Source organism: Rhodoferax sp., assembly GCF_028689295.1.
Classification (GTDB): domain Bacteria; phylum Pseudomonadota; class Gammaproteobacteria; order Burkholderiales; family Burkholderiaceae_C; genus Rhodoferax.
Map to the genome: position 1 here is coordinate 23,032 of NZ_JAQTWL010000008.1, position 16,555 is coordinate 39,586.

The window sequence follows — 16,555 nt, forward strand, 5'->3', positions numbered from 1 at the left end:
GTTCATGCACCGCCCCCCGATCAAGCATTGCAAAAGCTGCGGCACGGCCGTGGTGTATCGGCTGCCGGACGATGGCGACACCAAACAGCGCGCGGTGTGCCCGACCTGCCAGACCGTCCACTACGAAAATCCGCTTAACGTGGTCGGCACCATTCCGATCCTGGGCGACAAGGTGCTGCTGTGCAAGCGCAACATCGAGCCGCGCTGGGGCAAGTGGACGCTGCCGGCGGGCTTCATGGAGCTCAATGAGACCGTAAGCGAAGGTGCGGCACGCGAGACCCTGGAAGAGTCTGGCGCGCGGTTTGAGATGGGCGAGTTTTTCTCGATGGTGAACATCCCGCGGGTTGGCCAGGTGCACCTGTTTTACCGCGCCCAGCTGCTCAGCGACCAGTTCGATCCGGGTTTTGAAACCCTTGAGGCACGTCTGTTTGCCGAGCATGAAATCCCCTGGGACGAGATCGCCTTCAGGACGGTGGGTGAAACCCTGAAGCGTTTTTTTGCCGACCGCCGCCAGGGCCGCTATTCCATTCATGTGTTTGACATTATTTAAGCGCCGCTGAGGCCTCGCGCGATGCTGCCCTGCTACGTGCTGCTTGACCTGGAAACCACCGGTGGCAACCCGGTGCATGACCGCATCACTGAAATTGCCGCCGTGCGGGTGGAGCACGGGGTGGAGGTGGCGCGCTGGAGCAGCCTGGTGAATCCGGGCGTGTTTGTGTCGGGCTTCATTGAGCGACTCACCGGCATCAGCAACACCATGGTAGCCAATGCCCCGCGTTTTTCCGAGGTCGCCCCTGAATTGCTGGCCATGTTGGACGGTGCCGTGCTGGTGGCCCACAACGTGCGGTTCGATCACGGCTTTTTGCTCAACGAATTGAGTCGTTTGGACGTGGCGCTGCGCGTCAAAACCCTGTGCACGGTGCGCCTGTCACGCCTGTTGTACCCGCAGTTCAAGGGCCACGGCCTGGATGCCATCATGCAGCGCCACGGCCTGACCAGCAGCGCACGGCACCGCGCCATGGGTGATGTCGAGGTGATGCAAAGCTGGCTTGGCCTGGCGCAGGCCGAGTTGGGTGTCGAGCATGTGGCAGGCCAGGCGCAAAGTTTGTTGCAGGGCAGCGCGGCGCTGCCACCGCAGCTCGATACCAAGGTCGCGGACATTCCCGACACGCCCGGGGTTTACCTTTTTTTTGGCGACAGCGCGCTGCCGCTGTACATCGGCAAAAGCGTCAAGCTGCGCAGCCGGGTGATGTCGCACTTTCAGGCGGCCAGCCGCAACGCACGCGAGATGCGCATGGCGCAGGAAATCAGGCGCATTGAATGGGTCGAGACCGCGGGCGAACTCGGCGCCCTGCTGCTCGAAGCACGGCTGGTCAAGGCACGCCAGCCCGTGCACAACCGCCAGTTGCGCCGAGAAGGCGACCTGTGCGCCTGGCGGCTTGATCCCAACCCCAACAGCCGGCCGCTGCTGACGCTGGTGCGAGGCAGTGAACTGGCGCCAGAACAATTTGGCGCGCTGTACGGCCCCTACCGATCCAAAAGCCAGGCCCAAAGCCAGCTGCGCGAACTCGCCCAAGCGCAGGGGCTGTGCCTGCAGGCGCTTGGGCTGGAGTCGGGCAAGGGCCGCTGTTTTGCCCATCAGATCGGTCAGTGCAAGGGTGTGTGTTGCGGCGAGGAAGCGCCCGAGCGCCACCACCTTCGCCTGCAAATGGCGCTGGCTGGCAACAAGCTGCAGGTCTGGCCTTTTGCCGGCAAAGTGGGCTTGCGTGAACATAATGCGTACACCGGGCGCACCGACATCCACCTGTTTGACCAATGGTGTCATCTGGCCACGGTGCACTCGGATGCGGACCTGCACGAGGCATTGCACAGCCGCACCGAGCCGCTGGCCTTCAACCTGGACACCTACCGTCTGGCCCTCAAGCACCTGCTGGTGCGGGGCAAAGGTCATCTCAAGCTGCTGGAGTTTCCCGCAGCGCCAGCCACCGAGTAGAAACCCCGCTGCACCTGCAATGGCTGGACATTGCCGCTGAGGCAGGCTTAATGCGCGGTCATTTGGCCCTGTGGGAACTGTGCCCCGTCGCGATGGCATTTGGTTGCCGGGTGCGTTATTGAACTCCGGGGGCAATCGCGGCGAGGGCGCAGTTCCTACAAATCGGTGATTTGGCTATACTGTGTTTTTGCACAGTATTCAAACACAGCCCAAACGCCATGTCCGCCGCCCTGCAATGGATCGTCAACGCCACACCCGCGCCGGGAGATGCGCTGCCACGCCCGTTTGGGCATCCGTTTAACATCGGGCAACTCCCGGTCAGCCTCGCCCAAGCCGTCTGGCGTGGTTCTGAGGCGGTGCAGGCCGGCCAGTCTGTGGTGTCAAGCGGCTTCGCGGCACTGGATGCCCAGTTGCCCTGCGGAGGCTGGCCCTGCAATGCCCTGACCGAGCTCCTGCAGCCCCAGCCCTCGCTGTGTGAATGGCGCTTGCTGGCTCCTGCACTGGCGGGACTGGCCGCAGGCGGTGGCCACATTTTGCTGGTGGGGCCGCCCAAACGCCCGCATATGCCGGGTCTGGTCAAACTCGGCATCACCGAGAAAAGCATTGTCTGGATTGCTGCCGACACGTCAGCCGAGCGGCTCTGGTGCACCGAACAACTGGTCAAGGCCAATCCACGGGGTGGTGCCATCCTGGCCTGGCTGCCCCGGGCCCGTGCCGAGCAATTGCGCCGCTTGCAGGTGCACGCCCAAGCCTGTGACTGTCCGGTTTTTCTGTTCCGGCCAGAAGCGGCCCAGCTAGACGCGTCACCCGCCCCGCTGCGGGTTTTGACCACCCTCTGGCCCGACTGGACGCTGCACGTTCACATTCTGAAGCGCAAGGGTGCCTTGCTGGACGGCCCCATCGTGCTGCCCGCTGTGCTTGGTACGCTGGCCAGCATGTTGACACCCCGCCTGATGCGCCCCAGCCAGTTGCTTGCCAAAACGGAGGCCTCCAATGTCCATGCACTGGGCTGCGCTGTTGACCGACGCCGCCTGCGACAGCTCGCCGCGCATTGACCCCCAAGGCGTGGCCGTTTGGGCGCTTCAGTTCACCCCGCGGGTGGCACAGAAAGAGCATACGGTCTGGCTGGAGGTGGGGCAGAGCATGCGCTTGTTTGGTGGCGAAAACCCGCTGCACCAGCTGGTGGAAGCCGGTGCCGCCGAGCTGGGTGTCAGGGCACTGGCCTGGGCACCGACCAGCCTGGCGGCCCTGGCTTGCGCGCGAATGGGTATCCGTGACGGTTTTGCAGCGCCGTTAAGCCAGGTGCTCAACCCCTTGCCCATTGAATCCATGGATGCAGTCAACGCCCATCAAGCAACCCTGGCGCGCCTGGGCTGCCAAACGCTGGCCGATGTGCGCCAACTGCCCCGCGGCGGCATCAGCCGACGTTTTGACAGCCAGTTGCTGCTGGCGCTTGACCAGGCCTATGGACTGCGCCCCGAGGGTTACCCCTGGGTGAAGCTGCCAGAGACTTTTGCGGCCAAACTGGAATTCCCTGGACGCGTGGACACGGCCCCAGCCCTGATGTTCGGCGCGCGGCGTTTGCTGCTGCAAATGGGCGGCTGGTTGTCGGCCCGTCAGTGCGGCGTGACCGCTTTCACGCTGCACTGGCGTCACGACGCCATGCGCGCCCGGGACTCTGATGAAGGTGGCAGCATCACGGTGCGCACGGCGCAGCCGACCCAAAACGTCGACCATCTGTGCCGGCTGCTGAGTGAGAACCTGGCCAAGGTGCAACTGTTGGCTCCGGCAGGTGACTTGATCCTGAGTGCCACCGAGGTCAGCCCTTTCATTGAAACCAGCCGTTCCCTGTTGCCTGATAACCACGCCAGCGGCGAAGCGCTGGGTCTGGTACTGGAGCGCATCGAAGCCCGGCTGGGGAAAAAACGTGTGCTGCAGCCCGTGCTGGTCGAGGACACCCGCATGGCCTGGATGGCCCAGTGGCAGCCGCTGAACGCCAACAAACCCACCACCCAAGTGCGCCAGCTGCCGGGGCCACAACCGACCTGGATTCTCAAAGACCCGCTCAAGCTCGATGTGCGGGACGATTGCCCGCTGTACCAGGGGCCGTTGCAACTGCTGCTGGGACCGGAGCGGATTGAGGGCGGCTGGTGGCACCGCGTCATGGATGCCGACGGCGGCCAGTTGAGCCTCCAGGTGGCGCGTGACTACTGGGTGGCCCTGAGCCAGCATGCAGGCGCGCTGTGGATTTTTCAGCAACGCCTGCCCCGCAACGAAGCGGCGTCCTGGTATCTGCATGGCATCTTTGCCTGAAACCGCGCCATGGCCGCCCTGCCCCCTTCACCCCAGTTACTGGATTACGCCGAGCTGCGCTGCCTGTCCAATTTTTCATTCCTGAAGGGGGCCAGTCAGCCCGAGGAACTGGTGACTCGCGCCCACGCGCTTGGTTACGCCGCCCTGGCCATCACCGACGAATGCAGCATGGCCGGTGTGGTGCGCGCCCATGTGGCGGCCAAGGCCTGCGGCCTCAAGCTGCTGGTGGGTTCACAATTTCAGGTCAGCGGTGAAACACCTTTCAATCTGGTCGTGCTGGCCTGCAACCTCAACGGTTATGGCAACTTGTGCGAGTTCATCACACGCCTGCGGCGCAGCGCTGAAAAAAAGGGCAGCTACCGCCTTAGGCTGGAAGACATCAACGGGCCTGCGCTGGCCGATTGTCTGGTGCTCGTCTGCCCCGAGCGCTGCAACACCCCGGCGCAGTTACTGACACTTGGCCAATGGCTGTTGACACATTTCACCGGCCGGTGCTGGCTGGGTGTCACGCAATTGCTCAGCCTGGACGACGAAATCTGGCTCTACAAACTCAGGCAACTGAGCGCCACCACGGCCATTGCCCTGGTGGCCGTGGGCGATGTGCACATGCATGTGCGTTCGCGCAAGCCCCTGCAGGACGTCGTGACGGCCATCCGGGTCGGCAAGCCCCTGACCGCGTGCGGGCTGGACCTGCAAGCCAACGCGGAACAGCACCTGCGCAGCCGGTTGCGGTTGGCCCATATTTTCCCGGAAACACTCATAGTCGAGACGCTCAATCTGGTCGCCCGCTGCGACTTTTCACTGGACGAGCTGAAATACCAGTACCCCCAAGAGGTGGTGCCGGCCGGCGAAACACCAGAGTCGTATTTGCGCAAGGTCACCTACCAGGGCGCTGGCCGGCGCTGGCCCGGCGGCATGACAGCCAAAGTACAGCATCAGATCGAGCATGAACTGGCGCTGATTTGCGAGCTGCACTACGAACCTTATTTTCTGACGGTGTATGAAATTGTTTCTTTCGCGCGCTCGCGCCACATCCTCTGCCAGGGACGCGGCTCGGCCGCCAACAGTGCCGTGTGTTATTGCCTGGGCGTGACCGAAGTGGACCCTGCGCGCATGAGCGTTTTGTTTGAGCGCTTCATCAGCAAGGAGCGTAATGAGCCGCCCGACATCGACATCGACTTCGAGCACGAGCGCCGTGAAGAAGTGATCCAGTACCTGTACCAGAAGTACGGTCGCGAGCGCGCCGCCCTGACGGCAGTGGTGATTTCGTACCGGCCCAAGTCGGCCATCCGGGATGTTGGCAAAGCCCTGGGCTTTGCGCTGGAGGTGCTGGAAAAGCTGGCCAAATCGCACCGCCATTGGGATGGCCGGGAGTTGCATACCGACCGGCTGCAAGAGCTGGGCCTGTCACTGGACGACCTGGCGGTGCGCCAGTTGATGGACCTGACACGCCAACTGATGGGTTTCCCAAGGCATCTATCACAGCACCCGGGCGGCTTTGTGCTGACCCGGGGGCCTTTGTCGCGCCTGGTGCCCATCGAAGCCGCCGCCATGGAAGACCGCACGGTGATCGAGTGGGACAAGGACGACCTGGACGCCATGGGTTTGCTCAAGGTCGATGTGCTGGGCTTAGGCATGCTGACGGCGATTCGCAAAGCGCTGGAACTCGTCAGCCTGCGGCGCGGCTTTGAGTTCCAGATGCAGGACATTCCGGCCGAAGACCCGGACACCTACGCCATGATGTGCCGGGCCGACACGGTGGGCGTTTTCCAGATCGAGTCGCGCGCGCAAATGAGCATGCTGCCGCGCTTGCAGCCAAGGTGCTTTTACGACCTGGTGATCGAGGTGGCGCTGGTGCGGCCCGGCCCGATCCAGGGTGGCATGGTGCACCCGTACCTGAACCGCCGCCAGGGCAAGGAGGCGGTGGCTTACCCCAGCGCGGCACTGGAACAGGCTTTGGGCAGGACGCTGGGCGTTCCGGTTTTTCAGGAACAGGTGATGCAGGTCAGCATTCTGGCGGCCGGCTTCACCCCGGGCGAGGCAGACGGTTTGCGCCGCGCCATGGCGGCCTGGAAACGCAAGGGCGGGCTGGAGAAATACTACGACCGCATCGTCGACGGCATGACAGCGCGCGGCTACCAAAAGGAATTTGCGGTGCAGATTTTTGAGCAGATCAAGGGCTTCAGCGAATACGGCTTCCCGGAGTCCCATGCTGCCTCGTTTGCCTTGCTGGTGTATGCCAGTTGCTGGCTGAAGCACACGGAGCCCGCCGCTTTTCTGGCCGCCATGCTCAATTCCCAGCCGCTGGGTTTTTACTCGCCCAGCCAGCTGGTGCAGGACGCAAAACGCCATGGTGTGGAAGTGCGGGCGGTGGATGTGATGTTCAGCGACCTGGACGCCACGCTGGAAGACTTGTCCCATGCACCAGCCGTGCGCCTGGGGCTGGGTCTGATTTCCGGGCTCAAGCGCACATCCGTCGAGCGCATTGTTACCGCGCGTGCGCAACAAGCTTTTGACAGCGCAGAAGACCTGTCCCGCCGTGCCAACCTGGCACAGTTTGAAATGAAACTGCTGGCCGCAGCCGATGCCCTGACCAGCCTGTCCGGGCACCGCCGGCAACAGGTCTGGGACGCTGCGGCCTTACATGCACCGCCCCTGCTGCTGCGCGATGCGCCCATAGAAGAAGACCTGCTTGAGTTGCCCGAGGCACCCGAGGGCGAAGAAATTGTGTTTGACTACGCCGCCCTCGGACTCACGCTCAGGCGGCACCCCATGGCGCTGCTGCGGGAGCGCCTGAGCGCCATGCGCTTCCAGTCATCGAAAGCCTTGCGTGATCTGCCCAATGGTCGCCTGGTGCGGGCCTGCGGCATCGTGACGCTGCGGCAGCAACCGGGAACCGCCAAGGGCGTGGTTTTTGTGTCCCTGGAGGACGAACACGGCAGTGTGCAGGTCATCGTCTGGAAAAGTGTGCGCGAGCGGCAACGCCAGGCATTGATGAACGCCAAATTGCTGGGCGTGTACGGCACATGGCAACGCAAAGGCGAGGTGGGCAACCTGATCGCACAGCGCTTGGTGGATTTGACGCCTTTACTGGGACGGCTTGCCGCACCCAGTCGGGACTTTCATTGAAATGGACAAAAAAAACGCACTACCATTTCGATAGTGCGGTTTTCTTATATTAATGGGGTGGCTGATGGGGCTCGAACCCACGACAACAGGAATCACAATCCTGGACTCTACCAACTGAGCTACAGCCACCGTGGCAAAAATTATAACCGATGAAACGTCAAGCCGGCTTCAAAAATCGGCCGAGTTGGCGGCCAAGTCCGGCCTGATCCGTTACTTCTTGGAATCCGGACTGGGCACCAGAATTTCGGCTTTCAGTTTCTCTTTCAACACCGCGTAATAGGCTTGCGATTCAGCGCCAATCCACCATTGTGCATATTGGTTCCGGCTTTGGCGCACTGCTGCCTGCGCCGCTTCATCGCGCACAACCATGCGGTTGATGCGAACCACGGCATAACCCTGGGCGCCCAGATCGACACCCACCCAGGCAGGCAACTTGGCTGAATCCGCACGCAACGCAGCGGTCAGTACCGGGGCCGGCAAATTGAGCGCTTGATCACGTGAGACCACCTGCGCTTCGGGCAGGCTGGCGGGCGCACCATCCTTCTTCCAGAGCGCCATCGTTTCAGCCCCCTCCTTTTTCGCAAGTTCGGCGGCACGGGCGGCGATCACCTGCGCGCGAACCTGTTCCTGAACTTCAGCCAACGGCAGTGTCCGTGCCGGTTGATGCATCACGACACGGCCCGCCACCAATTGATTGGCAGCCGTTTCAATCGCCTCGGTATTGCGCTTGTTGGCAATCGCTTCGGGCGTAAAAAGAGCGGACAAAAACTTCTCGCTGGCAAGCACGCCCGTGGCGACCGGGATGGGCTGACGCGTGAGTTTGTCGGCCGTCTTGATTTCCAGCTTGAGTTTTTCAGCAACCGGTTTCAGGCTGTCGGACTGTTCATAGACCGTGTTGGTAAAGAGCTCCGCCACTTCGGCATACTTGCGCTGTGCCTGTTGATTTTTCAGGTCGGCTTCAAGACTGGGTCGCACTTCGTCAAAAGAACGCTGTTTGGGCAGCTTGATGTCGGTAAGCAAAATGATGTGAAAACCGAAGTCAGACTCGACCAGGTCGCTGATCGCCCCTTTTTGCATGGCAAAGACAGCTTCTTCAAACGGTTTGACCATGGCACCGCGTGCAAAAAAGTCCAGATCGCCCCCTTTGGCGGCGGAGCCTTGATCCTGCGAATTTTTCCTGGCCAGATCGGCAAACGCGGCGGGGTTGGCGCGCGCGGCTTTCAGCAGTTCTTCGGCCTTCAGCCTGGCTTTTTGGCGGTCTTCAGCGGCGGCATCCTTGGGCGCATTGATCAGGATGTGGCTGGCACGGCGCTCCTCCACACCACTCAATCGTGAGGCATTCTGCTCATAGTAAGACTTCAAATCAGCTTCCGGAATCTGGATGCTCGTCTTGACGGCGTCCAGGTCGAGCACGACGTATTCAACCTGGGCTTGCTCAGGCGCCTGGAAAAGCGCCTGGTTCTTTTGATAGAACGCATCCAGTTCAGCTTCGGTCGGAGTGACCTTGGCGGCATAGTCTTTGGCTGAAAAATTGACCACCTGAACTTCGCGCTTTTCATAAAAGGCGTTCAAGGCCACATCAGCAACCACGGGCAAGACAAAGCCGGAGCCGCGCACCGCCAATTCGACCTGTTGTCGGGCCAGATCAAGACGGACATTCTTCTCGAACCCCTCGGGCGTGAAACCCTGGTTGGCTGCGAGTTGCCGATAGCGGTCCATGTTGATCTTGCCGTCCGGCTGGCGCAATGAGGCAATGGTGGGGTCTTCCTGCAGATACCGGGCCAGCCGGCCATCGCTGGTGGAGAGTCGGGCCTGGTCTGCTGCCAACGCCACCACGCGGTCATGCACCATCCGCTCCAGCGTGGCATAACGCGCCTCAGGGGAGTCAAGCAATTTGGCATCGACATTGGGCATGGAGGCGCGAACGCGGTCTGCTTCTATCCTGTGGGCCGAATCCCACTGGGTTTTGGTGATGTCGTTGCCGCCGACGCGCGCCACAGCCTCGTCAGGCTCGCTCATACGGTTGTAACCATCGATCCCAAACAGTACAAAAGACGGGATGATCAGCAGGAACATCACCATCATCATGATCTTGGTGTGCTTCCGGAAAATATCGAACATGCGCTAACTCTCCTGTGTGGCAACAAAAAAGGCGAACACGGTGTTCGCCTTGCTGCGTGTGGTGGGTGATGACGGGCTCGAACCGCCGACCTACGCCGTGTAAAGGCGCCGCTCTACCAACTGAGCTAATCACCCCACCGATAACGGTTTCAGTTCAAAGCATCCTTCAATGCCTTGCCCGGACGGAACTTGGGAACCTTGGCTGCCTTGATTTTAATCGACGCGCCAGTGCGCGGATTACGACCGGTGCGTGCCGCGCGCTTGCCCACGGCAAAAGTACCAAAACCCACCAGGGAGACCGAATCACCTCTGCTCAGCGTGATTTTGACGGCTTCGATGGTGGATTCCAGGGCACGTGCAGCAACTGCTTTTGGAATGTCTGCATCCTGGGAAATGAAATCAATTAATTCGGTCTTGTTCACAATTTACCTCTCGCGGGAGTTGTATTTAAATCAAATGCCTCGTTGATCGTTTTGGCGGGAGCAATGCCTTGTGCGCTGGCACTTTTCACCCGGCCGAAAAGTGATTCTAGACGGGATTGCCCAACAAGCCGGATCACGCCGGGCAAATTTTTCAAAGCCCGATTTGACGCGCAATCGCCCTGCCCAAATCGTATGTGCTGGCGCTGCCGCCCAGATCAGGCGTCAGTGGCGCATCGCTACCAGGAGCCAGCACCGACTCGATGGACTTCAGCACCGCGTCATGCGCATCCTTGAAACCCAAAAAGTCGAGCATCAGGGCACCGCTCCAGATCTGGCCTATCGGGTTGGCAATGCCTTTGCCGGCAATGTCGGGCGCCGAGCCGTGCACCGGTTCGAACAGCGACGGAAATTGGCGCTTGGGGTTGAGGTTGGCACTGGGTGCGATGGCGATGGTGCCGGTGCAGGCTGGACCCAGGTCACTCAGGATGTCGCCAAACAGGTTGCTGCCCACCACCACGTCAAAAAAATCCGGCCGCTGGACAAAGTGTGCGCTGAGGATGTCGATGTGGAACTTGTCCACTTTCACGTCCGGGTAGTGCTTCGACATTTCAATCACGCGCTCATCCCAATACGGCATGGTGATCGCAATGCCGTTCGACTTGGTGGCGCTGGTAAGGTGTTTCTTGGGCCGCGATTGCGCCAACTCGAACGCAAATTTCAGCACTCGATCGACACCGACGCGCGACATCACGGTTTCCTGCACCACGATCTCGCGCCCGGTGCCGGCGAACATGCGCCCACCGATGCTGGAGTATTCGCCTTCGGTATTCTCACGCACGATCATCATGTCGATTTCGCCGGGCTGGCGTGCGCTACCGTCGCGCCGCACCACCGGAGCGATAATGCCGGGCATCAGCCGCGCCGGGCGCAGGTTGACGTACTGGTCAAACTCACGGCGAAACTGCAGCAGTGAACCCCACAGCGACACGTGATCCGGAATCTTCTCGGGCCAGCCCACCGCGCCAAAGTAAATGGCATCGTGGCTGCCAATCTGCTCTTTCCAGTTGTCGGGCAGCATCTGGCCATGCGCCTCGAAATAGTCCCAGCTGGAAAAATCGAAGTGGTCAAACTGCAAAGCGATGTTGAACTTGTCGGCTACGGCTTCGAGCACGCGAATGCCCTCGGGCATCACTTCCTTGCCAATACCGTCCCCGGCGATCACGGCAATTCTTTTCTTGTCCACATCAGTCTCCTCTTAAAGGTAAAAATCAGGCCGATCGGGGCTGACGCACCACCAGCGCCACCCCCAGGGCAGTCAGCAGCGTGCCCAACACCGTGGTCAGCGTGATCGGTTCGGCAAACAGGATCCAGGCGATGAAAGCTGTTACCGGCGGCACCAGGTACATCAGGCTGGTCACCGAGGCGGCCGCGCCTTTCTGGATCAGCAAGTACAGCAAGGAACTGCCGCCCAGCGTCAGGGCCAGCACCGACCAGGCGATGGCGCCGACCAGCTCAGCGTTCCAGCGGATGACTTCCAACTCCAGCGCCGCCAGCGGCAAGGTCACCAACAAGGCGGCGCCCAGTTGGACCGTGTTGGCGCTGCGCACATCGCACGACGTGACAAAGCGTTTCTGGTACAGCGTGCCAATGGTGATGCTGAGCAAAGCGCCCACGGCCAGCGACAGATTGACCCAATTGGCTTCACCTCCGACGCCAAACTTGCGCGACACCACCAGCACCAAGCCGATGAAACCCAGCACCAGGCCAAGCCATTGACGCGGCACGACGCGATAGCCGGTGGCTGCCAGCCAGAGCGCGGTAAGCACGGGTTGCAGGCCCACAATCAGGGATGACAAGCCCGAACCCATGCCGAGCTTGACCGCCGCCCACACACCGCCCAGATAAAACGCATGCATGAAAACGCCTGTGACAGCCAGATGCAGCCACTGCATGCGCCGTGTTGGCCACTTGACCCGCGCCATTGCGATCCAGAGCAGAAAGCACAAGATGGAAAAAGCATAGCGAATGATCAGGAATTTGAACGGAGGCGCATGGGGCATGCCATAGCGCGCCACGATGAAACCGGTGCTCCAGATCAGCACGAACACCGCCGGCATGGCCCGGATCAGGGGCCGCTCGATGGGCACCGTCACTTCACGCGCGACCTGATCTCAGGCAGTGCTTTTTGCAGGTAATAGACCATCGACCAGACCGTCATGATCGCGGCGATCCAGATCAGCCAGACGCCCCAGACATGGGTATCGATCAAGCCGAACAACAGGCCGTCGAACAGCAGGAATGGAATGGCCACCATTTGCGCCGTGGTCTTGAGCTTGCCGATCAAGTGCACGGCCACGCTCTTGGCGGCGCCAATTTGGGCCATCCATTCGCGCAGCGCAGAAATGGCGATTTCACGGCCGATGATGATCAGCGCCACAAAGACATCGGCGCGGCGCAGATGCACCAGCACCAGCACACAGGCACAGACCAGAAATTTGTCGGCCACCGGGTCCAGAAAGGCGCCAAAGGCCGACACCTGATTGAGTTTGCGCGCCAGATAACCGTCGAGCCAGTCGGTGGCAGCAAACACCACGAACATGATGGTGGCGATCAGGTTGCGCGTGCCAGGTTCCAGTGGCAGATAAAACACGCCCAAGATCAGCGGGATCGCCACAATGCGCGCCCAGGTCATGAGGGTGGGGATGGTCCAGAACATGCATCAATTGTGGCATGCGTTACAACACAAATAGCTGACGCGTCAATGCAGGGCGCGGTAAATATCTGCTGCCAGTTCGTGAGAGATGCCTTCCACCTGCGCAATGTCGGCCTCGGACGCCAGCGCCACGCCGCGCACGCCACCAAAGCGCTGCAACAAGCGCGCGCGCCGTTTCGGGCCGATGCCGGGGATTTCTTCAAGCTGGCCGCCGTCCATGCGCACCTTGGCGCGCGCCGCGCGCATGCCGGTGATGGCAAAGCGGTGCGCCTCGTCCCTGATCTGCGCCACCAGCATCAGCGCCGCAGAGTCCTTGCCCAGATAGACCTTGTCGCGGCCATCGGCAAACACCAGTTCTTCCAGGCCAATGCGCCGGCCCTCGCCCTTTTCCACGCCCACGATCAGCGACAGGTCCAGGCCCAGCTGCTCAAACACCTCACGCGCCATCGACACCTGGCCCTTGCCGCCATCGACCAGCACCAGGTCGGGCAGGTGGCCGGTACCTGCAGGTAACTCGCCTGTACGTTTGGCCTCTTGAAGCGTTTCGGCCAGCTTGCCGTAGCGCCTCAGCAGCACTTGGCGCATGGCCGCGTAGTCGTCGCCCGGGGTGATGTCGTTGATCTTGAAACGGCGGTATTCGGCGCTTTGCATCTTGTGGTGATGAAACACCACGCATGAGGCCTGGGTCGATTCACCGGCCGTGTGCGAGATGTCAAAACACTCGATGCGCAGTTCTTCCAGTTTGTCAACGGCAAGGTCGAGCGCCTCCACCAGCGACCGGGTGCGGGCCTGCTGCGAGCCTTCTTCGGCCAACAGCCTGGCCAGCTGCAGGGCGGCATTGGTTTGCGCCATTTCCAGCCAGACCCGGCGCTGTTCTCGCGGGTTGTGCACCGCGCTGATCTTGACGCCAGTTTGCTCCGACAGCGCCTGCAACAAGCCCTTGTCCACCGGCACGCTCACCACCAGCGATGGCGGGGCGGGCACATTGAGGTAATGCTGGGCAATGAAGGCGTCGAGCACCTGCATTTCCACACTCCGCGCGGCAGCCACGGCGTCGCTTGCGTCCGGGTCATCGAGTTCGGCCGCGTCTTCGACATGCACCGGAAAAGAGGGCCGATCGCCAAGATGCCGCCCGCCCCGCACCATCGCCAGGTTGACGCAGGCGCGACCGCCCTGCACTTTGACTGCCAAAATGTCCACGTCGCGGTCTGACACGTTGTCCACCGACTGCTGATGCAGCACATTGGAAAGCGCCGCCACCTGGTTGCGCAGCTCGGCGGCCTGTTCGAACTCCAGTTTGTCGGCGTGCGCCATCATGCGGGATTCAAGTTCAGCCATCACCTCCCGAGCATCGCCGTTCAAAAAACGCTCAGCATCAGCAAGGTCCTGCGCGTAAGCCTCGGGCGAAATATGCCCCACGCACGGTCCCGAGCAACGCTTGATCTGGTACAACAGGCAGGGCCGGGTGCGGTTGCTGAACACCGAGTCCTCGCAAGTGCGCAGTCGGAACACCTTCTGCATCAGCAGGATGGCTTCCTTGACCGCCCAGGCACTCGGGTAAGGGCCAAAATAATGGTGCTTTTTCTCGACCGCACCACGGTAATACGCCACCCGCGGAAACTGCTCGCTGCCGCACTTGCCAATCGCCGTGATTTTGAGATACGGGTAACTCTTGTCGTCCCGGAACAGGATGTTGTACCTGGGGTTGAGCGTCTTGATCAGGTTGTTTTCCAGCAGCAGCGCCTCGGCCTCGGAGCGCACCACGGTTGTTTCCAGCCGCACAATCTTGCTGACCATGTGGCCGATGCGGGTGCCGCCATGGTTCTTCTGGAAATAGCTTGATACCCGTTTTTTCAGGTTGATGGCCTTGCCCACATAGAGCACATTGCCTTGCGCGTCGAAATAGCGATACACGCCGGGCAGGGCCGGCAGGCTGGCCACGTCGCTGAGCAACTGCTCTGGGTGGGCCGGCAGGGGTGCGGCATCAGTGACGACTGCCAAGGGGGAGTTCGGGACGTTTTCGGGCATAGGTGCGTATTGTGGACAATTCGGCCATGAATCAAGATTCTCCCGCCCCCCAACTGCACTGGGACATTTTTTGCCGGGTCATCGACAACTTTGGCGACCTGGGTGTGGCCTGGCGCCTGGCCTGCAATTTGACTGAGCGTGGCCAGGCGGTAAGACTCTGGGCGGACGATATCTCCGCGCTCGCCTGGATGGCGCCGCAGGGTGCGCCGGGGGTCGAGGTCCGCGTCTGGACGGCGCCCATCGACATGACCGACATCACCCCTGGCGACGTGCTGATCGAAACCTTTGGCTGCGACATCGATTCTGAATTCATTGTTGCCTACGCAAAAAAAATCAGCAATAGCGGCCAGTCATGCGCCTGGATCAACCAGGAATACCTGAGCGCCGAAGCCTATGCGGCGCGTTGCCATGGCCTGCCCTCGCCGGTCATGAGCGGACCCGGTCGCGGCCTGACCAAGCATTTTTACTACCCGGGCTTTACGGCAGACACCGGTGGCCTGTTGCGCGAGCCTGACCTGATGGCACGACAAGCCGAATTTGACCGCCAAGCCTGGCTGGCCCGGCAAGGCGTGCCCTGGCAGGGCGAGCGCCTGGTGTCGCTGTTTTGTTATGAACCCGCCGGTCTGGGCGATCTGCTTGACACTTTGGCGAATGGCGCCCAGCCGACCCGTATTCTGGTCACCCATGGCCGTGCCAACACGGCAGTTCGCGCAGAGGTTTTGAGTAAAACCACACAACAACCCAGGTGGAACAGTCAGGGTTTGCTGTCATTTTTCTACCTGCCCCAACTCAGCCAGGTGGACTATGACCATCTGCTGTGGGCCAGCGATGTGAATTTTGTCCGCGGCGAAGATTCTCTGGTGCGCGCCCTGTGGGCTGGAAGACCTTTTATCTGGCAGATTTACCCGCAACACGACGCCATCCACGCGCACAAGCTGGCGGCTTTTCTGGACTGGCTGCAGGCGCCCGACTCGCTGCGCGCGTTTCACCAGCAGTGGAATGGCTTGAGCCTGTCCGCAGCCACGCCAAGTGACGCGCCATTTGCACCGGCCGACTGGCAGGGTTGCGCCACCCGGGCCAAAGCACGCCTGCTGCAGCAAGGGGATTTGACCACCCAGCTGCTCGGCTTTAGCGCAAAAATCCACTAAAATAACGAACTTTGCGGCATCGACTTGAGTTCTTACAAGTCTTGGTCGCCCTCGCCGCCAGATGCGCGGCCTACTTTCAATCTTTCGTTACGCTTTTATGAAAATCGCTCAAGAAATACGCGCCGGCAATGTCATCATGAACGGCAAAGACCCGATGGTCGTCCTGAAAACCGAATACAGCCGCGGCGGCCGCAACTCTGCCACCGTGCGCATGAAGCTCAAAAGCCTGATCGCCAACTTCAACACCGAATTGGTCTACAAGGCCGACGACAAGCTAGATCAGGTCATTCTCGACAAAAAAGACTGCACCTACTCCTACTTTGCCGATCCCATGTACATCTGCATGGACGAGGAATTCAACCAGTACGAAGTTGAAGCTGAAAACATGGGCGACTCGCTCAACTACCTCCAGGACGGCATGCCGCTCGAAGTGGTGTTTTACGACGGCAAGGCGATTTCGGTCGAACTGCCCACCAGCGTGGTTCGTGAGATCACCTGGACCGAGCCAGCCGTCAAGGGCGATACCTCGGGCAAGGTGCTCAAGCCTGCCAAACTGGCCACCGGGTTTGAGATCGGCGTGCCGATTTTTGTGGCACAAGGCGACAATGTCGAAATCGACACCCGCACCGGCGAATACCGCAAGCGCGTGTAAGCGCTGGTCCCTGCTGGGAAATCGGTGTAGGCTTCG

The 16,555-nt window shown here is 61.0% G+C and carries 13 protein-coding genes and 2 tRNA genes; 7 read left to right on the plus strand and 8 right to left on the minus strand.

The features are described from left to right. Positions 1-4 precede the first annotated feature (4 nt). From PHF15_RS08740 to PHF15_RS08760, 5 genes are all read left to right on the plus strand, one after another. Positions 5-550 carry an NUDIX hydrolase gene (locus PHF15_RS08740; RefSeq protein WP_300120364.1) on the plus strand — a complete coding sequence of 182 codons (546 nt, stop codon included), beginning with the start codon at positions 5-7 and terminating at the stop codon, positions 548-550. Between the two features lie 21 nt (positions 551-571). Continuing rightward, the gene (locus tag PHF15_RS08745) at positions 572-1,993 is read left to right on the plus strand and encodes an exonuclease domain-containing protein (protein WP_300120366.1); all 1,422 of its coding nucleotides are present in this window, start codon (positions 572-574) and stop codon (positions 1,991-1,993) included. Between the two features lie 218 nt (positions 1,994-2,211). Next, a complete protein-coding gene (gene imuA / locus PHF15_RS08750; RefSeq protein WP_300120368.1) occupies positions 2,212-3,048 on the plus strand; it encodes a translesion DNA synthesis-associated protein ImuA in 837 nt (278 codons plus the stop codon). Further along, complete coding sequence (locus PHF15_RS08755; protein ID WP_300120370.1) at positions 2,987-4,306, plus strand: DNA polymerase Y family protein; 1,320 nt, start codon at positions 2,987-2,989, stop codon at positions 4,304-4,306. Before imuA ends, PHF15_RS08755 begins: the two co-directional genes overlap by 62 nt. Before the next feature lie 9 nt (positions 4,307-4,315). After that, complete coding sequence (locus PHF15_RS08760; protein WP_300120372.1) at positions 4,316-7,435, plus strand: error-prone DNA polymerase; 3,120 nt, start codon at positions 4,316-4,318, stop codon at positions 7,433-7,435. Between the two features lie 53 nt (positions 7,436-7,488). Here the strand turns inward: PHF15_RS08760 and PHF15_RS08765 are convergent. The 8 genes from PHF15_RS08765 to uvrC all read right to left on the minus strand — a co-directional run bounded on the left by PHF15_RS08765 (position 7,489) and on the right by uvrC (position 14,719). Beyond that, a tRNA-His gene (locus PHF15_RS08765) sits at positions 7,489-7,564 on the minus strand. A gap of 81 nt (positions 7,565-7,645) precedes the next feature. After that, positions 7,646-9,556: a SurA N-terminal domain-containing protein gene (locus PHF15_RS08770; RefSeq protein ID WP_300120374.1), complete on the minus strand. Its 1,911-nt coding sequence runs from the start codon at positions 9,554-9,556 to the stop codon at positions 7,646-7,648. 59 nt (positions 9,557-9,615) lie between these two features. After that, a tRNA-Val gene (locus PHF15_RS08775) sits at positions 9,616-9,691 on the minus strand. 14 nt (positions 9,692-9,705) lie between these two features. Continuing rightward, positions 9,706-9,978, minus strand: a complete 273-nt coding sequence (locus PHF15_RS08780; protein ID WP_300120376.1) for an HU family DNA-binding protein — start codon at positions 9,976-9,978, stop codon at positions 9,706-9,708. Positions 9,979-10,129: 151 nt separating this feature from the next. Then, entirely contained in the window at positions 10,130-11,221 is a 1,092-nt protein-coding gene (locus PHF15_RS08785; protein ID WP_300120378.1) for a tartrate dehydrogenase, read from the minus strand. 25 nt (positions 11,222-11,246) lie between these two features. Further along, positions 11,247-12,095, minus strand: a complete 849-nt coding sequence (locus PHF15_RS08790; protein WP_300120559.1) for a DMT family transporter — start codon at positions 12,093-12,095, stop codon at positions 11,247-11,249. A gap of 32 nt (positions 12,096-12,127) precedes the next feature. Continuing rightward, positions 12,128-12,694: a CDP-diacylglycerol--glycerol-3-phosphate 3-phosphatidyltransferase gene (gene pgsA / locus PHF15_RS08795; RefSeq protein ID WP_300120380.1), complete on the minus strand. Its 567-nt coding sequence runs from the start codon at positions 12,692-12,694 to the stop codon at positions 12,128-12,130. A gap of 42 nt (positions 12,695-12,736) precedes the next feature. Next, the gene (uvrC, locus tag PHF15_RS08800) at positions 12,737-14,719 is read right to left on the minus strand and encodes an excinuclease ABC subunit UvrC (RefSeq protein WP_300120382.1); all 1,983 of its coding nucleotides are present in this window, start codon (positions 14,717-14,719) and stop codon (positions 12,737-12,739) included. 26 nt (positions 14,720-14,745) lie between these two features. Here uvrC and earP point away from each other — a divergent pair, with 26 nt between their 5' ends. Further along, a complete protein-coding gene (earP, locus tag PHF15_RS08805) occupies positions 14,746-15,867 on the plus strand; it encodes an elongation factor P maturation arginine rhamnosyltransferase EarP (protein WP_300120384.1) in 1,122 nt (373 codons plus the stop codon). Positions 15,868-15,964: 97 nt separating this feature from the next. After that, positions 15,965-16,519 (plus strand): elongation factor P, encoded by a 555-nt coding sequence (gene efp, locus PHF15_RS08810; RefSeq protein ID WP_300120386.1) that lies wholly within the window; start codon positions 15,965-15,967, stop codon positions 16,517-16,519. Positions 16,520-16,555 lie beyond the last annotated feature (36 nt).

Coding starts and splice junctions, on each gene's coding strand:
- PHF15_RS08740 (WP_300120364.1), top strand. CDS start 5: ATGCACCGCCCCCCGATCAAGCATTGCAAAAGCTGCGGCACGGCCGTG.
- PHF15_RS08745 (WP_300120366.1), top strand. CDS start 572: ATGCTGCCCTGCTACGTGCTGCTTGACCTGGAAACCACCGGTGGCAAC.
- imuA (WP_300120368.1), top strand. CDS start 2,212: ATGTCCGCCGCCCTGCAATGGATCGTCAACGCCACACCCGCGCCGGGA.
- PHF15_RS08755 (WP_300120370.1), top strand. CDS start 2,987: ATGTCCATGCACTGGGCTGCGCTGTTGACCGACGCCGCCTGCGACAGC.
- PHF15_RS08760 (WP_300120372.1), top strand. CDS start 4,316: ATGGCCGCCCTGCCCCCTTCACCCCAGTTACTGGATTACGCCGAGCTG.
- PHF15_RS08770 (WP_300120374.1), bottom strand. CDS start 9,556: ATGTTCGATATTTTCCGGAAGCACACCAAGATCATGATGATGGTGATG.
- PHF15_RS08790 (WP_300120559.1), bottom strand. CDS start 12,095: ATGCCGGCGGTGTTCGTGCTGATCTGGAGCACCGGTTTCATCGTGGCG.
- pgsA (WP_300120380.1), bottom strand. CDS start 12,694: ATGTTCTGGACCATCCCCACCCTCATGACCTGGGCGCGCATTGTGGCG.
- uvrC (WP_300120382.1), bottom strand. CDS start 14,719: ATGCCCGAAAACGTCCCGAACTCCCCCTTGGCAGTCGTCACTGATGCC.
- earP (WP_300120384.1), top strand. CDS start 14,746: ATGAATCAAGATTCTCCCGCCCCCCAACTGCACTGGGACATTTTTTGC.
- efp (WP_300120386.1), top strand. CDS start 15,965: ATGAAAATCGCTCAAGAAATACGCGCCGGCAATGTCATCATGAACGGC.